Source organism: Sphingomonas sp. CCH9-E2 (assembly GCF_001557215.1).
GTDB lineage: Bacteria > Pseudomonadota > Alphaproteobacteria > Sphingomonadales > Sphingomonadaceae > Sphingomonas.
Window position 1 is genome coordinate 1 of record NZ_LSJM01000269.1, and the last position, 19333, is coordinate 19333.

At 65.6% G+C, this 19333-nt stretch carries 15 protein-coding genes and 1 pseudogene; 5 read left to right on the top strand and 11 right to left on the bottom strand.

Annotation, left to right across the window (positions count from 1 at the left end):
• The 5 genes and pseudogenes from AX681_RS12405 to AX681_RS12425 form a co-directional block, all read right to left on the bottom strand.
• Positions 1-813, bottom strand: a pseudogene (locus AX681_RS12405) (sodium:proton exchanger); the annotation flags it as partial.
• Between the two features lie 7 nt (positions 814-820).
• A complete protein-coding gene (locus AX681_RS12410; protein ID WP_231733804.1) occupies positions 821-1162 on the bottom strand; it encodes a DUF190 domain-containing protein in 342 nt (113 codons plus the stop codon).
• Positions 1150-4428: an efflux RND transporter permease subunit gene (locus AX681_RS12415; protein ID WP_066682352.1), complete on the bottom strand. Its 3279-nt coding sequence runs from the start codon at positions 4426-4428 to the stop codon at positions 1150-1152. Before AX681_RS12415 ends, AX681_RS12410 begins: the two co-directional genes overlap by 13 nt.
• A gap of 2 nt (positions 4429-4430) precedes the next feature.
• On the bottom strand, positions 4431-5603 hold the full coding sequence (locus tag AX681_RS12420; RefSeq protein ID WP_066656401.1) for an efflux RND transporter periplasmic adaptor subunit: 1173 nt from the start codon (positions 5601-5603) through the stop codon (positions 4431-4433).
• Entirely contained in the window at positions 5600-6868 is a 1269-nt protein-coding gene (locus tag AX681_RS12425; RefSeq protein WP_066656398.1) for a TolC family protein, read from the bottom strand. The genes AX681_RS12420 and AX681_RS12425 overlap by 4 nt, the downstream gene beginning before the upstream one ends.
• A gap of 219 nt (positions 6869-7087) precedes the next feature.
• On the opposite strand from AX681_RS12425, the gene AX681_RS12430 reads away from it, so the two are divergent.
• The 4 genes from AX681_RS12430 (at position 7088) to AX681_RS12445 (ending at position 9378) form a co-directional block, all read left to right on the top strand.
• Positions 7088-7486, top strand: coding sequence for a MerR family transcriptional regulator (locus AX681_RS12430; RefSeq protein WP_066656395.1), 399 nt, complete (start codon positions 7088-7090; stop codon positions 7484-7486).
• A gap of 61 nt (positions 7487-7547) precedes the next feature.
• Complete coding sequence (locus tag AX681_RS12435) at positions 7548-8183, top strand: cation diffusion facilitator family transporter (protein ID WP_082737801.1); 636 nt, start codon at positions 7548-7550, stop codon at positions 8181-8183.
• Positions 8180-8824: a class I SAM-dependent methyltransferase gene (locus AX681_RS12440; protein WP_066656391.1), complete on the top strand. Its 645-nt coding sequence runs from the start codon at positions 8180-8182 to the stop codon at positions 8822-8824. The genes AX681_RS12435 and AX681_RS12440 overlap by 4 nt, the downstream gene beginning before the upstream one ends.
• 11 nt (positions 8825-8835) lie before the next feature.
• Positions 8836-9378 (top strand): hypothetical protein, encoded by a 543-nt coding sequence (locus AX681_RS12445; protein ID WP_066656389.1) that lies wholly within the window; start codon positions 8836-8838, stop codon positions 9376-9378.
• Positions 9379-9475: 97 nt separating this feature from the next.
• Here the strand turns inward: AX681_RS12445 and AX681_RS12450 are convergent, their stop codons facing one another.
• Positions 9476-10696: an aspartyl protease family protein gene (locus tag AX681_RS12450; protein ID WP_231733643.1), complete on the bottom strand. Its 1221-nt coding sequence runs from the start codon at positions 10694-10696 to the stop codon at positions 9476-9478.
• A 301-nt stretch (positions 10697-10997) separates the two neighbouring features.
• Between AX681_RS12450 and AX681_RS12455 the strand changes: the two genes are divergently transcribed.
• Entirely contained in the window at positions 10998-11897 is a 900-nt protein-coding gene (locus AX681_RS12455) for a LysR family transcriptional regulator (protein WP_066656387.1), read from the top strand.
• A 98-nt stretch (positions 11898-11995) separates the two neighbouring features.
• Here the strand turns inward: AX681_RS12455 and AX681_RS12460 are convergent, their stop codons facing one another.
• The 5 genes from AX681_RS12460 to AX681_RS12480 form a co-directional block, all read right to left on the bottom strand.
• The gene (locus tag AX681_RS12460; RefSeq protein ID WP_156456090.1) at positions 11996-15073 is read right to left on the bottom strand and encodes a beta strand repeat-containing protein; all 3078 of its coding nucleotides are present in this window, start codon (positions 15071-15073) and stop codon (positions 11996-11998) included.
• A 92-nt stretch (positions 15074-15165) separates the two neighbouring features.
• A complete protein-coding gene (locus tag AX681_RS12465; protein WP_066661986.1) occupies positions 15166-16485 on the bottom strand; it encodes a CsgG/HfaB family protein in 1320 nt (439 codons plus the stop codon).
• Positions 16485-17033, bottom strand: coding sequence for a hypothetical protein (locus AX681_RS12470; RefSeq protein WP_066661993.1), 549 nt, complete (start codon positions 17031-17033; stop codon positions 16485-16487). The genes AX681_RS12465 and AX681_RS12470 overlap by 1 nt, the downstream gene beginning before the upstream one ends.
• 415 nt (positions 17034-17448) lie before the next feature.
• A complete protein-coding gene (locus AX681_RS12475) occupies positions 17449-18312 on the bottom strand; it encodes a hypothetical protein (RefSeq protein WP_156456091.1) in 864 nt (287 codons plus the stop codon).
• Positions 18313-18571: 259 nt separating this feature from the next.
• The coding region (locus tag AX681_RS12480; protein ID WP_231733782.1) for a hypothetical protein at positions 18572-19333 on the bottom strand (762 nt) is incomplete at its 5' end.

The window sequence follows — 19333 nt, forward strand, 5'->3', positions numbered from 1 at the left end:
GGGCGCCTCGCTGGCGAGCGGCGCGAGCCATTGTATCAGCAGGAACTCGTCGAATCCAAACCGACGGCCCGAAGCGACCATCGCTTCGGCAAAGGGCTCCGCCGACACCAGGATCACCGCCGCCGCAATGACGGTGAGCGCACCCATAATGAGCCATTGCCGCCGCAAAGAGAGTGCGCCGAGCGCAGCCGCCGGGCCGGGTTCGTCGTCCTCATCCTCGTCCTCCTCGGCCTTGGGGAGTTGGCCGACGCGCCAAAGATACGCGCCGAAGATGGTGATGAGCACTATGGTATCGAGAAGGCCGATTTCGTCGCGCAGCAAAATCGTGAACGACCAGGCCGAGCCGATTAGCAGGAAGATTATCTCAGCGGCATTGACGGGGGCAAGGACGATCTCGCGTTGTCGGGTGCGGAGCCAATGAATGAACATGAGCAGCGGCCATGCCAGGCCGACAAGGAGACGGTTCGCGCCCGTCATGTTAGCGGCCGCGTAGTGGACATAGCTTGAGCCAGGATTCTGTCCTGCGACATAGGCATAATAGAAGTCGACCGCATATTCGGGCAGTACGGTGATCAGCGCTATGACCGCGACGATCAGCCCCTGACTGATGCGCTTCTCCGCAGCTTCGGCGCCCCAGGAAAGCATGAAGCCGGCTGCCAGTATCGCCATGCCGAACAGCAACGCGTCGAGGAGCGGATCCGGTCGCCATCCCCCCGTCCGCAGCGCGATCGCCGGGATCGTCGCCGAGACGGCGATGCCTAGAAATATGACGAACCTTCCAAACGACGGTCGCGTGTGCGCAGAGGTTGTCATACCGGCCTCATCCGTTGGGTGACTGTGCCGGAAGACCGGGTGCTTCGAACAGAATTTCGACGGCCTCGAGAGTCATCAACCCGATCCCCGAAATATCGGCGAGTGATGCGACGAAGGCTCGAAGGCGCGCGTCTTCGTCGATGATCTCGATGACGAGGGGCTGGTCGTCCTCCAGCAGATGGTGCCGGTGCCGGTGCGGGCTGTGGCCGATGCCAAAGAATGCGCGAACGACCGTCATACCCGCCAGTTTCGAGCCGCGCGCGCGCGCCGCTACAACCTCGAAGACTTTCTCGTCCCCGAAATAGGCTGCCTCGTCGGTGTAGATGCGCAGCAACTTCATGCTCGCCATGGCGTTTCTCCTTCAGCCTCGGACGCGGCATCGCCGGCTGCCCCGAATCCCTGCTTGTCCTTCCGGCGAGCCCACTGCTCTCCCAGACCCAGGACGACCTTGGAAATCGCGGGCAGGACGAGCAGCGTGAGGATGGTTGCCGCGACGAGGCCGCCGATCACGACCGTTGCCAGCGGCTTCTGCACCTCGGCCCCGGTGCCGTGCGCCAGCGCCATCGGCACGAAGCCGATCGCCGGCACGAACCCGGTCATCACTACCGCGCGCATCTTTTCGGTCGTGCCCTCGATGATCGCCCGGCTGAGTTCCACGCCGGCATCGAGCCGCTCGCGGATCGCCGTCATCACGACGAGACCGTTGAGTACCGCGACGCCCGCGAGACAGATGAACCCGACCGCCGCCGACACCGAGAAGGCGATCCCCGTCATGGCGAGCGTGAACACGCCACCGGCGAGCCCGAGCGGCACCGCGAGGAACACCGCGGCGGCCCGCGAAAGACCGCCCAGCGCCATGTAGAGCAGGCCGAAGATCGCGGCGAAACAGAGCGGCACGACGATCGACAGGCGCTGCGATGCCGCCTGCAGGTTCTGGAACTGCCCGCCCCATTCGAGATAGGAGCCGGCGGGTAGCGCCACCTTGTCGACCGCGGCCTGGGCCTCGGCGACGAACGAGCCGACGTCGCGCCCGCGAACGTTCGCTTGGATAACGACGCGACGCTTGCCGTTTTCGCGGCTGATCTGGTTCAGGCCTTCGCTAAAGCGGAACTGCGCGACTTGGCTGAGCGGTACGGTCTCGCGCCGGCCGTTCGCTTCCTGTGGCAGCAGCACTGGCAACGCGGCGAGCGCATCCAGATCCGCACGCGTGGTCTCCGGCACGCGGACGGTGACCTCGAACCGCCGGTCGCCCTCGAACAACATCCCCGCCTCGCGCCCGCCCATCGCTGCGGCGACGGTGTCCGCCACTTCCTCGACGGTAAGGCCGTAGCGTGCGATCGCCGCGCGGTCGAAGTTGACGTCAAGCGTGGGCGAGCCGGCGGTCTGTTCGGCCTTGACGTCGGCCGCGCCACGGACCGACTTGAGCACCGCAACGATCTGCTGCGCTGTCGCGCCCATCTTGTCGAGATCGTCACCATAGAGCTTGATCGCGACGTCGCCGCGAACCCCGGCGATCAGCTCATTGAACCTGAGCTGGATCGGCTGGCTGACCTCATACACCTGCCCGAGCCGTGCGCCGGCAGCATGCTCGATGCGCTCGATCACATCGGCCTTTGTGCGCACGCCTGCCGGCCATTGGTCCTGGGGCTTCAGGATGATATAACCATCGGACATGTTCTGCGGCATCGGGTCGGTCGCGACCTCGGCGGTGCCGGTTTTGGAGAACATCAGCTCGACTTCGGGCAAGCTCGTGACCGCGCGCTCGACGCCGCGCTGCATGGCGAGCGATTGCTCGAGCGCGACCGAGGGCACCCGCATCGACGACATAGCAACATTCTTTTCGTCGAGCTGGGGGATGAACTCCTGCCCGAGCAGGCCGAACACGAACGCCGACGCAGCGAAGAAGGCGAAGCCGGCGCCAATGAACGGCCACGGCCGGGCAACGGCGCGTTCCAGCCAGGGCGCATAGTGTGATTTGGTCCGCGCAATCAGCCAGACCTCTTTCTCGGCGACCTTGCCGCGGATCAACAAGGCGACCATCGCCGGCACGAAGGTCAGCGCGAGGATAAACGCCGCGACCAATGCGAGCATGATGGTGATCGCCATCGGCGAGAAGGTCTTGCCCTCGACCCCGGTGAACATGAGCAAAGGCGCGAAGGCGAGCAGGATGATCGCCTGACCGAATACCGTCGGCTTGATCATCTCCTGGCTGGCCCGCATCGTCTCCTCGAGACGTTCGCGAAGTGTCAGCAGCCGGCCTTCATGCGCCTGGCGATGCGCTAGTCGCGCGAGGCAATTCTCGATGATGATGACGGCGCCATCGACGATCAGGCCGAAATCGAGAGCGCCGAGGCTCATCAGGTTTCCGGGCACCCGGAACGCGTTCATGCCGATCGCCATCATAAGGAAGGAGAAGGGGATGACGAGCACCGCGATCACCGCGGCGCGCCAGTTACCGAGCAGCAGGAACAGGGCCGCCGCGACCAACAGCGCGCCTTCGGCGAGATTGCGCTGGACGGTCTCGATAGTGGCGTTGACCAGCTTCGAGCGATCGAGCACCGGTGTGATCTTGATCCCGGCGGGCAGCGATTTGGCGATTTGCGCCAGCCGGTCGCCGGCCGACCGCGCCACGATCCGGCTATTCTCGCCGATCAGCATCAATACCGTGCCGATGACGACCTCATGTCCGTTTACGCTAGCCGCTCCGGTGCGCAGATCGCCGCCGACATGGACGGATGCAACCGCGCTGACCGGCACCGGAACGCCGCCGCGCGTGGCTATGATGGCGTCGGCGATTTCGTCGATGTCGCGGATACGCGCGTCGGCACGCACGAGGAACGCCTCGCCCCCGCGGTTGAAATAATTGGCGCCGACCGCGAGATTCGCGGCTTCCAACGCCTTCGCAAGCTCGGAATAAGAAATGCCATAGGTAGCAAGCTTCACGGGGTCGGGTTCGACGACGAACTGCTTTTCGTAGCCGCCGATTGAATCGACGCCGGCAACGCCCTGCACCGTGCGTAGCTGTGGCTTTATGATCCAGTCCTGCACCGTCCGCAAATAGGCGGTGCGCGACAGGTCATCGGCCAATCGCTCGCCCTCGGGCGTGAGGAAACTGCCGTCGGACTGCCAACCCGGATGGCCGTTGCGGACGGTCGCGCCCTTGCCGCCCGGGTTGGCGAAATCGATCTCATAGAATAGCACCTCGCCAAGGCCGGTGGTGACCGGGCCGATTTGCGGCTGCACGCCTTCAGGCAGAGTGTCGCGGGCTTGGGTGAGTCGCTCGCTGACCTGCTGACGGGCGAAATATAGGTCAGTCTGGTCGGTGAAAATCGCATTGACCTGGCTGAAACCATTGCGCGAGAGCGAGCGCGTGGTTTCCAGTCCCGGAATGCCCGCCAATGCGGTCTCGATTGGGAAGGTGACCCGCTTTTCGATCTCGATCGGTGAAAGCCCGCGTTCGACGGTGTTGATCTGGACTTGGCGGTTGGTGATATCGGGGACGGCGTCGATCGGCAGCTTGGTCAGCTGCCAGGCGCCGATGCCGGCAATGGCGAGGAAGAGCAGCAGCACCGCCCAGCGCGCGCGGACGGACAATCCGATGAGACTTGCGATCACGGCTATTCCTCCTCGCCCGTGCCCTTGGAGAGCTCGGCCTTGAGGAGGAATGCCTGTCGAGTTGCGATCGTCTGGCCGCCGGACAGTCCGGTAAGCACTTCGACGCGTCCGGCGCTCCGGCGGCCGAGCGATACCGGAACCGCACGGAAGCCAGCGGCGTTCCTCACGAACACGACGTCGCGGCCCTCCACCGATTGAACGGCTTCCTCGGGCACTACGATCGCGGATGAGGTCTCGCCGCGGCTCGGCTTCAGGCGGACACGGACCGCGAGGCCGGGCTGAAGCTCTCCGCCATCGACGTCGAGCACGGCGGTTGCCGCTCGCGTCTCTCCATTGAGGGTCGGGGTCACGGCGCGCACCCGCGCATTGACCGTCCGGCCGTTCGGCATCTCGACGACCGCGGTGTCGCCCGGCGCGACGCGGCCGGCATCGACAGAGCCAACCGCAGCCTCCACCTGGATCAGACGGGGATCGGCGACCCTGAACAACTCGGTCTCGGGCTGGACATAGGCCCCGAGCGTGATCGATGCGGCCGTCACGCGTCCGGAGATCGGGCTCGTGACGATCACGCCGCGGCCATCGCTGGTGACTCGGGCCGCACCTGCGGACACCTGCGCGCGACGCACCTCGGCCTGTGCTGCAGCATAATCGGCCTCGGCGCGTTCGAGATCGACGCGTGCCGAGACGCGTTGACGGACCAGATACCGTTCGCGTTCGAGATTCTTGCGGGCCAGTTCTGCTCGGGCATTGGCGACCGTCCGCTCGGAGGCGAGCTGTGCTGCATCACGGCTTTCGACGATCGCGAGCGGTTCGCCAGCACGCACACTATCGCCGAGGCGCTTGAAGACGCGGATGACCGCGCCGCCGGCGCGGGCGGTAACCATCGCCTCGCCGTTAGGCGAGGCGGTGACCGTGCCCTGCGCGACGATCTCGGCGCCGAGCCCGCCCGCATTCACCATCCCGGTCTCGATGCCCGCTGCCTTGATGGCATCGGCGGTCATCGCAACGCTGTCGGTCGCCGCTTCCCCCTTTAAAGGCTCATCCTTTTTGGCCTCCTGCGCAGCAGCGGCCGGAGCGGATGGAGATGTCAGGCGAGCGATGGAAAAGCCCCCGACTGCGGCGACGAGCACGGCCGCGCTGACGCCGCCAAGGAGGCGCTTGTCGTTGAAGTTCATTGCGTGTCTCCGGAAAGCGAAGGGGCCGGCGTCGTCAGGCGCGCCAGGCGGGCTTCGGCATCATGATAGGCAGCGAGTGCATCGATCTGGGCAATGCGGGTCTCGAGCAGGGTCCGTTCGGCGTCGATCAGGATGAGCTGGTCGAACTTGCCCTGGCCGTAGCCAACGCGGGCGATCCGCGCTGATTCGATCGCAGCATCGAGCGCAGGCCCGGAGGCCCGTACCGCCGCGGCCGCATTGTCGCGGTCGGCGGTCGCATCCGCGATCGCGGCGTCGACATCGAGCCGGACACCCCGGCGCCTCGCATCGGCTTGCGTCCGTTCGGCATTGGCTTGCGCCACGCTCGCCGTCCCCCGGTTGAAGAGCGGAAGCGGGACCGAGACACCGAACACCATCGCCTGGCTGTTGCTGCTCTCGATCCGGCGCGTGCCGGCACTGAGCGTCAAGTCGGGAATGCGCTGGCTACGGGCGACCCGGACATTGGCGTCGGCGATCGAATAGTCGGCGGACGCCACGGCATAGGACAGCGTTCCTTCGACATCGATCGGGGCCGTGGGGCCGACGAGGCCGGTCCGGTCGAACCATGCCTGGTCGAGATCCCCGGCGATCGGCTGCCCGATCAACCGTTCCAGATTGCTCCGCGTGACCGCGACGGTCCGTTCGGCACGCTCGACCTCGGTGCGGGCGTTGACCAGCTGCACCTGCGCACGCTGCTCGTCGATCGGGGAGGTGGCGCCGACCATGACGCGGTCGGATGCAACCCGCAGCGCCTCTTCGGCGATGCTTAGCTGCTCGCGCGCCACGATCAGCCGCCGCTCTGCCGCGACCGCGACGATGTAGGCTTGCGTAACCCGCAGTCTGAGGTCGGCAATCGTGACGGCGGATTCGAGGCGCGCCCGATCGAGCTGAGCGTTCGCAACGCCGAGACGCGCGGTGCGCTTGCCGCCGAGTTCGAGCGGCATTGCGAAACCGACAGTGGTCTCGGACTCGCCGATCCCGCGATACGGGCCGGTTCCGGCGACATTTTCCACCTCGACCGAGACGCTCGGATTGGGCCGCAGACCGGCAACGGTCCGGCCTTGCTCGGCGGCAGTGACGCCGGCTTCGGCTGCTTCCACATTGGGGGAGGACAAACCAGCAAGCGCGAGCGCCTGATCTAATGTGGTGACCTCACGCGCCCCTCCGGGCGGCGCGGTCTGCGCCTGCGCCTGCGCCATGCAACTAAAGAAAGTCACCGCCAACGCCGTCGCGATAAGTCTCATCATCGATTACTCCCGATCACTTGCAGAAGCAGGATCGGCCTCGGGCAACTCGTGAGGTTCGGTGAGGCGCGGACACGACAAGCGGAGCCGCGCAAGCGCCAAGCAGCTGTCTTCCGCCGCGCTGTCTGCCTGCTAGTTAATCCCATTGCGGTCCCCCTCGAACGACTCGACGAATTGGGCTATGCGATCTGTAGCAGCTATAGGGTCAAGCGGGATTTTCGAATGCAGATTGGCGAGCTGGCGCGAGCGACTTCGACCAAGGTCGAAACCATCCGCTTCTACGAGAAGATCGGCTTGCTTGCCGCACCCGCGCGCACGTCGGGCAATTTCCGCGACTACGGGCCGGGGCACCTGGCACGCCTCTCATTCGTTCGGCGCGCGCGTGACCTGGGCTTCACGCTCGACCAGGTGCGCGAGTTGCTGGCCCTCGCCGACGACGGGAACCGACCGTGCGGAGCGGTCGATGTTGTCGCGCGTGCGCATCTCGCGCAAATCGACCGGAAGATCGCCGATCTTCGCGCGCTGCGCCACGAGCTTGACGAGCTCATTAGCCAATGCAGGCAAGGTGCGATTTCCGATTGCCGGATCATCGAAGCGCTGGGGCCGGCCGCCAAAAGCTGAGCATTGACTCTATAGCTGCTAGAGGGAGCACACTTCCCGACGACTCGCAGAGGAGATGGCGATGAGCGATTGTGGATGCGAAGCGGACACGGCGCGGGCCGGCATCGATTCCGCCTACCGCCGCACGCTATGGATCGTCGTGGTTTTGAATATCGGCTTCGGATTGGTCGAGCTTGCCGGCGGGTTCCTCGCCGGATCGCAGGCATTAAAGGCTGACTCGCTAGACTTCATCGGCGACGGGTCGATCACGTTCTTCGGGCTAATTGCGCTTGGCTGGCCGGCGGTCGCGCGCAGCCGTAACGCGCTCGTGCAAGGAATATTCCTCGCAGCGCTCGGTGTCGGCGTCTTGGGCTTTGCGGCATGGCGGGCATTCCGTGCCATCCCACCCGAGGCGGGATTGATGGGTGGGATCGGCATCGTGGCGCTCGCCGTCAACGTGTCAGCGGCTCTGATCCTTGTCCGCTTCCGCGACCGGGTAGATGCGACATCGCGCGCGATTTGGCTGTTCTCGCGCAACGACGCGGTCGCCAATATCGCAGTGATCGTTGCTGCGGTGCTGGTCGGCTTGACAGGCCAAGCGTGGCCCGATCTCGCCGTCGCGGGCGTCATCGCGCTACTGTTCCTTCACTCGGCCTATGACATCATCCGCGACGCGCGTCGCGAGCTAGCGGGGCATGCAAGGGGAGTGCTGGCGTGAACGACCGCGCCTACACGCCGCCGCTTGGAACCGGCTCCACCGCCGACTATGACCGCGCGATCCGGCGCTGGACACGCGAGCTGCGCTGGCGCCGCGCCATGATCGCAGCGCTCGTACCGCGCCCCGGTGAGACCATCATCGACGTCGGATGCGGCACGGGCAGCTTCGCTGTCATGCTAAAGGCAAACACGCCCGGCGCGACCGTCATCGGCATCGATCCCGACGAGGAGGCGCTGGCGATCGCCCGTGCCAAAGCCGATGCCGCCTGGCTCGCGATATGCTGGGAGCGCGGGCTCGCACGGGACATTGAAAGGCGTGGCGTCGACGCCGTGGTGTCGAGCCTGATGTTCCACCAGGTACCAATGGCAGAGAAGCGGGCCGGCTTGTCGGCGATGTACACCTCACTCCGCCCCGGCGGGCGACTGGTGATCGCCGATTACGGCCGGCAGCGGGGGCTGATGCGCCTGCTGTTCCGTATGACGATCCAGCGCCTCGACGGCGTGACCGACACCCAACCCAACGCGGACGGCCTGCTCCCCACGCTGGTCCGCGACGCCGGTTTTCGCAACGTCCGGGAGCTCCGTCAGGTTTATACCGTGACCGGCTCGATTACGCTTATCGTTGCGGACAAGCCGGCCTGAAGGAGAGAGCGGTGAATCTGCTGTCGGAGCAACGGGAGATCAAGAAGCAGTCCGTACAGGCCCTTGCGCTTTGCGCCGCGGTTGCAACTGCGTGCGTGCTCTTCTTGCCCAAGCTGGTCACTTTCCCATCCGAGATAGGAGCGCGCCTGGCTTTCGGGGTGCAGGCGAGTTCGATTCATTTTGCGATCGTCCTCATTGCGGTCCGCATGGTGTCGAGCGGACGCTACCGCTCGGCCGCCGATATCGGCGGCGCGGCAAAGGCGCCGCCGAGTCCCGCGCTCGCGATCAAGGCCGCGTTCCTTCAGAATACACTCGAGCAGGCGTTCCTCGGAGTGGGCGCGCATCTTCTCCTCGCCTCCGTTGCAAGCGGTCGTTGGTTGGGGCTGCTAGTTGCGTCGCCTTTGCTGTTCGCGATCGGCCGGTTAAGTTTCTTTCGCAACTATGCTGACGGCGCAGGCGCACGCGCTTTCGGGATGGCAGCCACCGCAATGGCATCGCTGTTCTGCTACCTAGTCGCGTTTCTGCTAGCCGTTGGCGGGCTGCTGGGCGGATAATTCCCGGCGAGCAGACAAGTAATATCTAGGGACCGAAATACCCTACGACTGCGTCGCAACGGAAGGGTTCGCGAGATCACGGGATCCTTACAGCAAATCAATAATAGTCAGCGAGGCGAAGATCTCGCACACGCCCGGTATGGTCCTCTAACTTTACCACGGTTCCCGGTGGCATGAAGCGCCACCGCCAATGGTCGCTTCTGATATAGGCTGCGTCAATTTTGCGGCCATTGACGGCCTGGATCCGATCTCCTGCCTGCCAGCCGCCAGCGGCGGCGGGCCCATTGGCCGCGACATGAATGACGGACAATTCACTTCCCTGCATCGCGAGCCCAAAACCGCTATGATCTTCGAGCATCGGCAACCCACGCCGCGCAGGTCGCAGCCACAGCTTTTCAGCCGAAACGTCTAGCACCACATCAAATTGCGAAATTAGCGGAAATCCGATACTGCCTGCCGCACTGGCGGAAGCCCAGGTCGCAGGGACGAGCGCTGGAACGGAGCGAAGAGAATGCCCAGCCAGCCTGACCTCGTTGGCCATGAAAGTCGTGGCAAGTCGGATGCCGTCAATCCCACCGATCGCTGCGCTCGATTGCCGGACTCCCTCCAGTAGCCGGTGCTGATCGACATAGGTGCGAGGCAGCATCAGCGCCATCGAGCTTCCGAGGTCGAAAACCATTGGAATATCCGGAAGCCCGCCGACAGAGGCGGTCACAAGCAGCTCCCGACTGGATCCGTGCGAAAGCGGCAGAGGCCGCCACTCGAGCCCGCCGGTAAATGCGCCGCTATCGCTAACGGAAATCCGGCTGCGCTCAAAGTCGAGAGCGACGCAGCGGTTGACCAGCATGTCCTCGCCAAGCACAACATCCACAGGCCCGCCGAGCGCCGAGGAAACAGCGTCGAGGTCAGCAACGATGACGAAGGGAAGCCGTCGCTGCTGCCCGGCCAGAACGAGATCGACGTCGCGAACGAGGCGAACCGCTGCTCGGCCGCCAACGCCGCGAATGGTCCGCTGTTCCGCCACGGTAAGGCCAAGTCGCGCCGCCAGAGAGGAGCTGATGATCGATGCCGCGCTGCCGCTGTCTAGGATAGCTTCTACGGGCGTACTCGCTACCTCCGCCCGGAGGATGATCGTATCACCGGTGACTAGCCGGAAGGGCTGCCAGAGCGGGGCGCGCGCAATTTCGTTTCCATCGGCGACTAGGGCCGCGGCTTCGGCGACTGAGGGACAAATCATGGATCCCGTCACCACTGACCCGCCGTGCCAAAGCATACCCATCGCCTCACGACGGGTGATCGAACCGTATATGCTCGGCATTTTATCAACCTTTTCCTTTGCGTTGGGCGGAAGACACACCCACCCCGAGTCAAATCGAGAGCTAAGGTCTGTCCGACAAAGGACGACCAGTCGAGCAACATATTGCTAAGTAAGCTCGATCGAGATCGTTCCCTCGTTTAGAATGACGGATGCTGGCCGGTAGAGGCACGCTGTGCACGCCACCCCACGCTGTGCACGCCACCCCATTTCTTGGAATGGCGTCAAGACGTTGCTCGCAAGAGGATGCGCGCCGCGCGATCGCCAGCCGGAAACCGGCGCAACGGCTCGTGCAGGAGCGGGCATGATCGAGGTTCATTTGCTGCGCTATGCGCTCGCCGCCGCCGACAGCGGCAGCTTCAGCCGGGCCGCCGACCGCTTCGGGGTGAAGCAGTCAACACTCAGCAAACGCATCCACTATCTGGAGGACCGGCTCGGCGTCGCGCTCTTCCGCCGCTCAAGCCGCGGCGTAGTGCCCACCGATCCCGGCGAGGGGATCCTGCGCAAGGTGCGCCAGATCGTAGAGGATATCGATGCGCTTGATCGCGACTGCGCGGCGATCGCGCGGGGCACCGCCGGACAGCTACGGTTCGGCTTCCACGGCTCGCTGGGAAGCGGCGACCTGTCCGCCGTCATTCGCGACTTTCGTGCAGCCTGGCCGGATGTCGAACTGGCAGCGCGTGAGCGCAGCCGGTCGCGGCTGCTGCGGGCGCTGGAGCGCGACCAGCTCGATTTCGCGGTGATGAGCGGACAGGCCGCGCGTCCCGGCCTCGTCTCGCTGTCCTTCTGGAGCGAAAAGGTGATGATCGGACTGCAGCGCGGCGATCCGCTATGCGTATGCGACCCGCTCTACTGGTCGGATCTGCGCGGCATGACCTTCGTAATCAGCAAGGTCGACCCCGGCCCGTCCCTCAACGACCTGGTCGCCTCACGGCTATCGGGACCGGGCTTCGTCCCCAGCGTCAAGGTCCAGGATGTCCGCCGCGAGAACCTGTTTTCGTTTGCCGGGAATGGCTGCTGCGTCGTCACGACCGGCATCGCGCGCGAGGATGACGATCTGGTGCTCCGCCCCGTGCATGACGCGTTCGGCGCCACCCATCTCGAGCAGGCGATCCATTGGCGTCGCGACAATGACAGTGCGGCGCTCAGACGCTTCCTGGAGATGCTGGCGCATCGTTACGGTCGGCCCTTACCGACCTGCTGAGTATCCAAAAATTCGAAGGGCCGCCGCGCACAGGGGGGAACGCGGCGACCCTTCCCGCTTGCCGGCTGTCTCAGGGGGCGCGGAACAGCCGGAGCGGATCAGCGAAGGCTGGTGATGCTATTCGTCGCCTGGTTGCCGACCGCGACCGCGCTCACCTGGTTGCCGGTGAGTGCAAAGCTGCTGCCGGTCATCGATCCGAGCGGCAGGGTCAGCTGATTGCCCGTCGCGATCGCGGTCACCGGACCATAGTTGGTCTGGCTGCTGACTATCGCGACGCTACCCGGCTGCCCGAACGAGGACAGGCTCGCCGCATTGGTCGCGGTGTTGCCATAGGCCGCAGCCGAGACGGTGTTGCCGCCGATCGTCATCGACGCCTGGTTCATGCCGGTGAGCGGGCCGTTGAATGCCGCGCCGACCAGGCTGTTCGAGGCCGAAGCCGTCACGCTGCCATAGTTGGTCTGGGCGTTGAGCAAGGGCGCACCCGCGTCCGCCCAGATCTCGAACCGGCTGACATCGGACGTGGCGGTTACCGGCGACGGCACACTTCCGCCCACCACCAGCTGGTTGTCCACGGCATTGCCGCGCGCCAGCGCGCTGGTCGCATTGCCCTCGATCCCGACCGACGAGGCGTCGATCATCGGCATCGCCGGGAATTGCGATGCACGGTAGCCGGCATCCAGGGATGCGTTCGCCGCGACACTCGCGGTGCTGATCTGCATGTTGCCGAGCCCGCCCGCCACGCCGCCGCCGAGCGTGTCGATCGTGACGAGGTTCACCGCGCGGTTCGCACTGGCCTCGGCGGCAGTCACGTTGGCGTCGATCGCGAAGCGTGAGCCGGCCATGCCGATCCCGCTGTCGCCATTCTCGATCGAGGTGACGGCATCGGCCGAAATGCTGCCGCCTGCGAACTGCAGGTTGCCAAGCACATCATCGCCCGAGATGCCGGGGCTCGAGACGATCGAGACGCGCGTGTTGCGGCCCGTCAGCGATCCCGCATCGACAGCATCGACCGCGAGGCGATTATCGGCCTCGTTGATGCCGGCATAGGCCTGGTTGGTGTTGCCCTTCACCGAGACGCTCGAGCCGTCCAGCGATCCGGGCGCGACAAGCGACTGGGTCGACTGCGCGGTGCCGATCACCTGACCATATTGCGCCGAGGACAGGGCCGTGCCGGGTGCCGGCGTGTTCGCCGATCCGAGGCTGACCGCGCTCAGCGACAGCCGGTTGGCGGCCGTGTTGCCGATGATCGTCGAGGCAACGCCATTGCCCTCGACCGCATAGGCCGAGCCATAGGTGCGATAGTCGCCGAGCATGCCGAAGCGGCCGGCCACCGCGCTGTTGATCCCGACCGCATCTTCCACCGAGCCCGACAGGCCGAGCTTCTGGCTGCTGGCCAGCGCATAGTCGGCGGCAGCGCCATAGCCTTCGAGCAGGGGTCCGGAGACCGCCTCGCCATGTCCGCTGCCATTGGCGAAGCTGGCGCCGGTCACGCTCATGCTGTTCGAGGCCGAATTGCCGATCGCGCTGCCGGCCAGAACATTGTCGCGGACCGACAGGTCGGACTCGATCACGGTCGCGGGAAGCGCGAGAATGACGCCAAGCGGCCAGGCACCGCCGCCCGCCTCGACGCGGAGCTCGCCGTTGCCGCTCTGGACATTGTTGAGATCGGCGCTGGTGCGCAGCAGCGGCGCGCTGAGGGTAAGGCCGTTGGTCGCGCCGTTGCCGGTCGCCGCGACGCTGACCGTGTTACCGTCGGCGGCCAAGGTCGAGCGCTCGACCGGCGACAGCACGCCGAGCTTGAGCGCGCTGGTCGAAGTGGCACCGACGCTCGACTCCCCGAAGTCCTGCACATTGTGGACGCTGAACGCGGCGGTGACGCTGGAGCTGTTGTCGAACCCGGCCGACGCTGTGCCGACCGGACCCGAACCCGGAAGCCCGAACGTATCCATGGTGCCGGCTTCGACGGTCAGCTGGTTGCGCTCCGCGAGGTTGGCGATCGCGACGGCGCGCGCGCTATTGTCGGAGAGCGACGCCTGCGCGTTCGTCATGGCGCCCAGGATGTTGGTCCGGATGCCGCCGACGGTATCCGACTCGACATCGGCCGCACCGGCACGCTGGACAGCGGTCAGGTTCGCGACCGCGCCGCTTCCCGAAGCCGTGCCGATGCGCAGCGACATCGCGTTGTCGGACTGGTTGCCATAGCCGCCGGCGACCAGTGCGTCGCCGTCATGCCGCGCGTTGGAATCCGACAGCGACCCGAACACGACCAGGTGGAAGGGGTCGGAACCGTCGTTTTCGCCCGCGCGAACGGTAAGCGCGCCGTCCTGCTGTTGGTGGGTAAGCGTCGCGAAGGTCGCCGAGATTGTCGGATCGCCATCGGCGGAGCCCGGGACCAGCGAGACCGGGCCGCCATCGGCATAACCGAATGCACTCGCCCCGGAGACGGTGAAGTCGCTGGAGAAAGCGTTGCCATAGCCGAGCGCCCGGACGAGGTTGTCCGTCATCGCGAGATCGCTGCCGAAGGTGGCGCCGGTGCCGATGCGCATCGCCGCCATGTTGGTCGAGGTGACCGCCGAGCGCGCGTCGTTCGACTGGAAGCCGAGGATGCCGCCAGCCGCCGGCTGCTGGAGCCCTTCGAGTGACAGGGTGGCCGTGGCATCGTTGCCGAGTGCCTGGGTATCGAGCCGGTTGTCGGCGACCGTGACGGTGTTGCCGCGGCTGGTGTCGATGTTGATGCCGAGCGTGCCGCCGGTGCTGAGCGCCGTCGCGATCGAGGAGGCGCCGCGCTGGGTGGTGACCAGCAGTGCGTCGCCATCGGCGGTGACCGCACGATTGCCCGAGGTGAGATGGGTGACCGCGCGCTGGCCGCCGAGCTCGGCGGAGTCGATCGAGAGCTCGCTGTCCGACCGATTGGCGCGCACAGACGCAGTGACGCCGTTGGCGCGCAGCGCGATCTCGGAAGTCTGGGCCGGCGGCGCGGCCACCACGATCTCGAAACCGCTGGTGTCGGCCAGTGCGCGAACATGGTCGGCGCGCTGGTGGTCGGCGACGACTCGGGTTCCGCTGATCTGGTCGGCGGACTGCGCCAAAGCGGGCGTGACGGCGAGCATGGCGGCAAGCGCGGCGGTGGCGCCGCCGATCATCAGCGCGGTGCGGGAATGGGCGATACGGGACATGGGGATACTCCGGTTCAAGGGATAAGAGGCAGTCGGTGAGGGTCGTCAGGCTGTCGGGTGGGCGCCTCCCTGGGACTTGAGGGACGGGCTGCTCAGCCGCCGATGCGGAGCCGAGCCAGATCCTGCGCGCCGGCTTCGCCTCGCTGCAGGGTTGGGTCGGAGGCAGCGGGCCGCCAGCGCAGGGCGATCTTTCCCTTGGCGACGCCGCGCGCGGTCAGCGCGCCCACAACCGCGGCGATGCGCTGGTCGGTGAGCGCATCACGTTTCGCAGGCTCGAGCACTTCGATGTCGCGCGCGACGATCCGGAGCTCTACGGGCGCGGTACGGGCGGCGTTTGCGATACGGTCGAGGGCTGCCTGCGCCGAACCGCCGAGATCGGAGGACCCCGGCTCGAACATCAGCGCAGCGTCATCGCCCCTTCCCGGATTTGTCTGCGGCAGCGTGTTGAGGACCTGAGCGGCGGCGTCGACCAGACTCTTGGCGACCGGTCCCGCACGTTCCGCAAACCGGATGGGCGGAAGTGTAACCGCCGGGATCCATGACTGCATCGCGATGCAGCCCTTCGGATCGAGGCCCGCGACCGCGCCGACCAGCCGCATCGTCGCTTCCTCGAGCGTCGTACGGATGCCGAGCTGCAACGGCTCCTGGCCCTTCGCGCCAATGTTCACGTCGAACAGGTCGGACCCGAAGAAGCGGAAGGTGTTGAAGCCGACCTCATAGCCGGTGAACTGCTTGGTGAGGCTGACGGTGCGCGCGACCAGCAGCGAGCGGGTGTCGACGATCCGGAGATCGATCGCGACCGACTGGGTGTAGGTCCGGACCTTGGGACCGACCTGACCGATGCGCACTTCGGCGCCTCCCGAGCGAATATTGTAGTTGAGCTCGGTGATGCCCCCGACGATGTAATAGTCCGAGGCGGCGATGCTGCCGCCATAGTAAGGCAGCCAAGGCACGCTCGACGGGCCGTTCGCCCCACCGACATTGTGCGGGCTGCCGTCGCCGAGCTGGCGCCGGTCGGTATAGCCAAGCTCGCGTTCGCCGATCGTTGGATCGAACCGCTCGGCAAGCGTGACCGGGCCCGCCAGCTTACCGAGCGCGGAGGAGACCATTAGCGCCCCGCCCTGGGTGATGGCGGTGCCCTCGCTCACAGAATATTTGCCGGTGAAGTCCCGGACATCGCCGACCGCGATCACGACAGGCTTGTGCCTCACAGCCGAAAGCTCGGCGCTGAAGCAGGCGAAGGCCGGATCCATCGGGGTTCGGTTGTCGCGCGCGGCCGCGCCGGTCAGCACGGGCTCCTCGCCCGGTGCCAGCCGCTGCTGCTTGAGGCTGACGCAGCCCGGAAGGCACGGCAGCACGATCGCGGAAAACAGCAGGCGAGCGCGCCGCGCTCGGAAGAGACGCGCGAGCATCAGTTGAGCGCTCCGAAGCCGCAGGCGGTGCTGCCCGAGACGCTGGCGCCCTGATCGCCCGAGTTGGACAGCGAGGAATTGAGCGCCTGCCAGGCGGGGCCGTCGGCGGTCGCGCCGGTCGACCCGATCGCGGTCGATCCGATGGGGCCATCGTTACGCTGATCGATGCCAATATCGGTGCGGGCCTCGCCGGATGCGGTGCCCGCATTGCCGGTCGCGGCGGAAGTCGCGCCGGTGACCGTGGGAGAGTTGGCGACGGCGCTCTGCGCGCCGCTGTTGCCGATCGCGCTCGCCGCAACCGTACAATTATACTGGCGCGCGATTGTCGTGTTGTAGATCGGCGCCGCATAGATGCCGGCGCGCTGCTTGGCGATCAGGTCGGCAACGGCCGCGCGGGCGGCGAGATCCTGCGGTGTCTCGAACTGCCAGGCCCGGTTTTCGCCGACTTCCTGCGCGAATGCAGGGCCGGCTGCCAGCGAAGCCAACAACGCGGCGAAGGCTCCAAGCCGAAGCCGGCGCCCACCCGAAAACTGGAACCCCTTCAACATGGTAATGCTCCTCTCGCCACGCGGCAGCGCGGCGTCGGGAGCAAGGAAGAGAAGCGCGAACGCCTGCGCGGCAACAGAAAACAACGAGCGTCGAAGGCTAGCGTAGAATTAGAAAGTGCCGGCTCGATCGCTCCGCACCGGCGCCGTCAGATAATGCGCGATTGCCGATCATCATCGGTGCCAATGGGAGTTCATGGGTGGCCGAGTCGAGCACCGCTGAATCCCGTCCGAGTGCCGATATGGCGACCGCACCCGTCCTGCTCTGAATCGTCTAAAGCCCGCTGCACACCCGATTCCGAAGAGTGACGGGGCGCCGGAGCCATTGGGGTAGGGAGGATGACTGGCGGCCGGCTGGCGGCAGGACCAACGAAGACCACACCATCGACCGCGACACACCTTCCTGGGCCCTCGGACCTCAGGCCCCGTCAGCCTGATAGCCGAGATCGATGATTTCGCTGACTGGACCGACGATCAGGCCGTCCTTGCCGATCTCCGATTGGTCGCCGATGCGTTGTCGCTGGGTGGTTGCGAGGGGCTGGCCCTGCAAATAATCTTGGAAAAGCGCCTGTTCGAGGCCGACGAACCGCACCAAGTCGGGATTGGGGAGCAGCAGGCTCAGTTCTCTCGCCTGCTCAAGGTCCATGTCAAGCCGGCCGAACGGCGTGATTACCGCGCCGGCGAAGAGGCGCTTCTCGGTATCGTCCGCAACTCGCACTAGGTGGCGCGGCGTTGGCACCAGCGCGTCTTCATCGAACCATTTGAGCAGACCAAGACCGATTGCGGTCTGTTCGATGTGCGTGCGGGCGACCGCTTGAATCAGATCGTCGCGTTCTTCCTCGGTGAGTTCATCGCCCTCTGTCTTGGGATCAAGGGCATAAAGGAACGGCGCGCGGGGCGGATCGACCAGGCCCCAGCGCGACATCACCGCCCAGCCTTTGACCGAGCGGTTGAACCAGCGCAGGCCACGGGCGGTGCGGGTCCGCTTCTGAACATGCACGCCGCGAATCTGGCCGTCGGCCGTCTTGATCGGTCCGGGTCGCGATGCGCCAGTGGCGTTTCCCTTCTGATGCGACCCCTTTGCCTCTGCGATCGCGAGGGCGCCGGGCCGCGCGCAGATCCAATCAGGCATCTCCGCGCTGGTGAACCTCTTGACGCGCCAGTGCGGCGACAAGTGGAAGTTGTCGCCATCGATCGCCGCGAACCAAACATAGTCGTGATGGATCTCAAGATAGGCGCGCGCAAAGAAGCGGCCGAACAGCCCGGAAAAGGAGCGGCGCATCTCTGTGCCGCGGCCGGGGCCCTTGCCGCGCCAGATCAGGTCGGGGCCGGGCTGGAGCAGGTCTTCGAGAAACGCGAACAGCGAAGTCGAGCCTGGCGCGGTCTGGAGGATTTCGCCCCAGGCAGCTCGCGCGACATGGTTCATGTCGAGCGATACCTGCGGGAGCGGCCGACCGGTGGGTCCGCGAAGATGCGTGGGGCACGCCCGCGGCGGACTGATGATGTGGCGCTGTGAGCGGACAGTCATGGTGCGGCTCTCGCTACAGGAAATTGTGAATGGTCAGAGCACCTGCCGCGCTTGAGCCGATCCAGCGTTCCGAATCGTCCGCGGTAAGCTCGATTGCGTCCTGCTCGGAGTTAACGCAGACCAGGGTCTGGACCTTCGGATCGGCCAGACCATTCAGGCCGCTGACGAGACGTCGCTTGTTGTCGCTGTCGAGCCCCAGGAACAGGCTGGAATCGACAAGGATCAACCAGGGAGTTGGCCGGGGATCGCTACGGATCATTCTCAACATGATATCGAACAAGGCGAAAGTCTGCTCGGAGCCGGCAAGGCCGCCGGTCTCGTAAAAATGATCGCTCTCGCGCGGACGCACTTCGGCGCGATACTCGCCGACCCGGCGGATTCGGGATCCGAAGGTCGCACTGCAGAATAATTCTTCGCGCAGTGCGTCCCAGGCTTGATCTTCGCTCAGGCCAAGCTGCGGCGCGAGCGCTCGCAATTCGCGGCGGAACGGGTCCTTTATGTCGCTCGGCTTGAGTGAATGGCTTTCGAGATAAATGATGTTGAAAAGCGAGCGCGGCCAGTTCGCGGCGACATTGCCGTCCACCTCGACGTGCAGTCGCGTTCGGTGCTTCTCAGGGATTCGCTTGAGGGTTGTCGCTTCTTCGCTCAGCCTAACCGTTGTTCTGACGCCCTGCATCGAAACCGCCGCCTCAATCGCCATCGACGGCGAACGCACGCTGAACTGATCTGCCCCCCGCTGAGTGGCCCAGAGACTATGATAGTCTGGACCATGAAA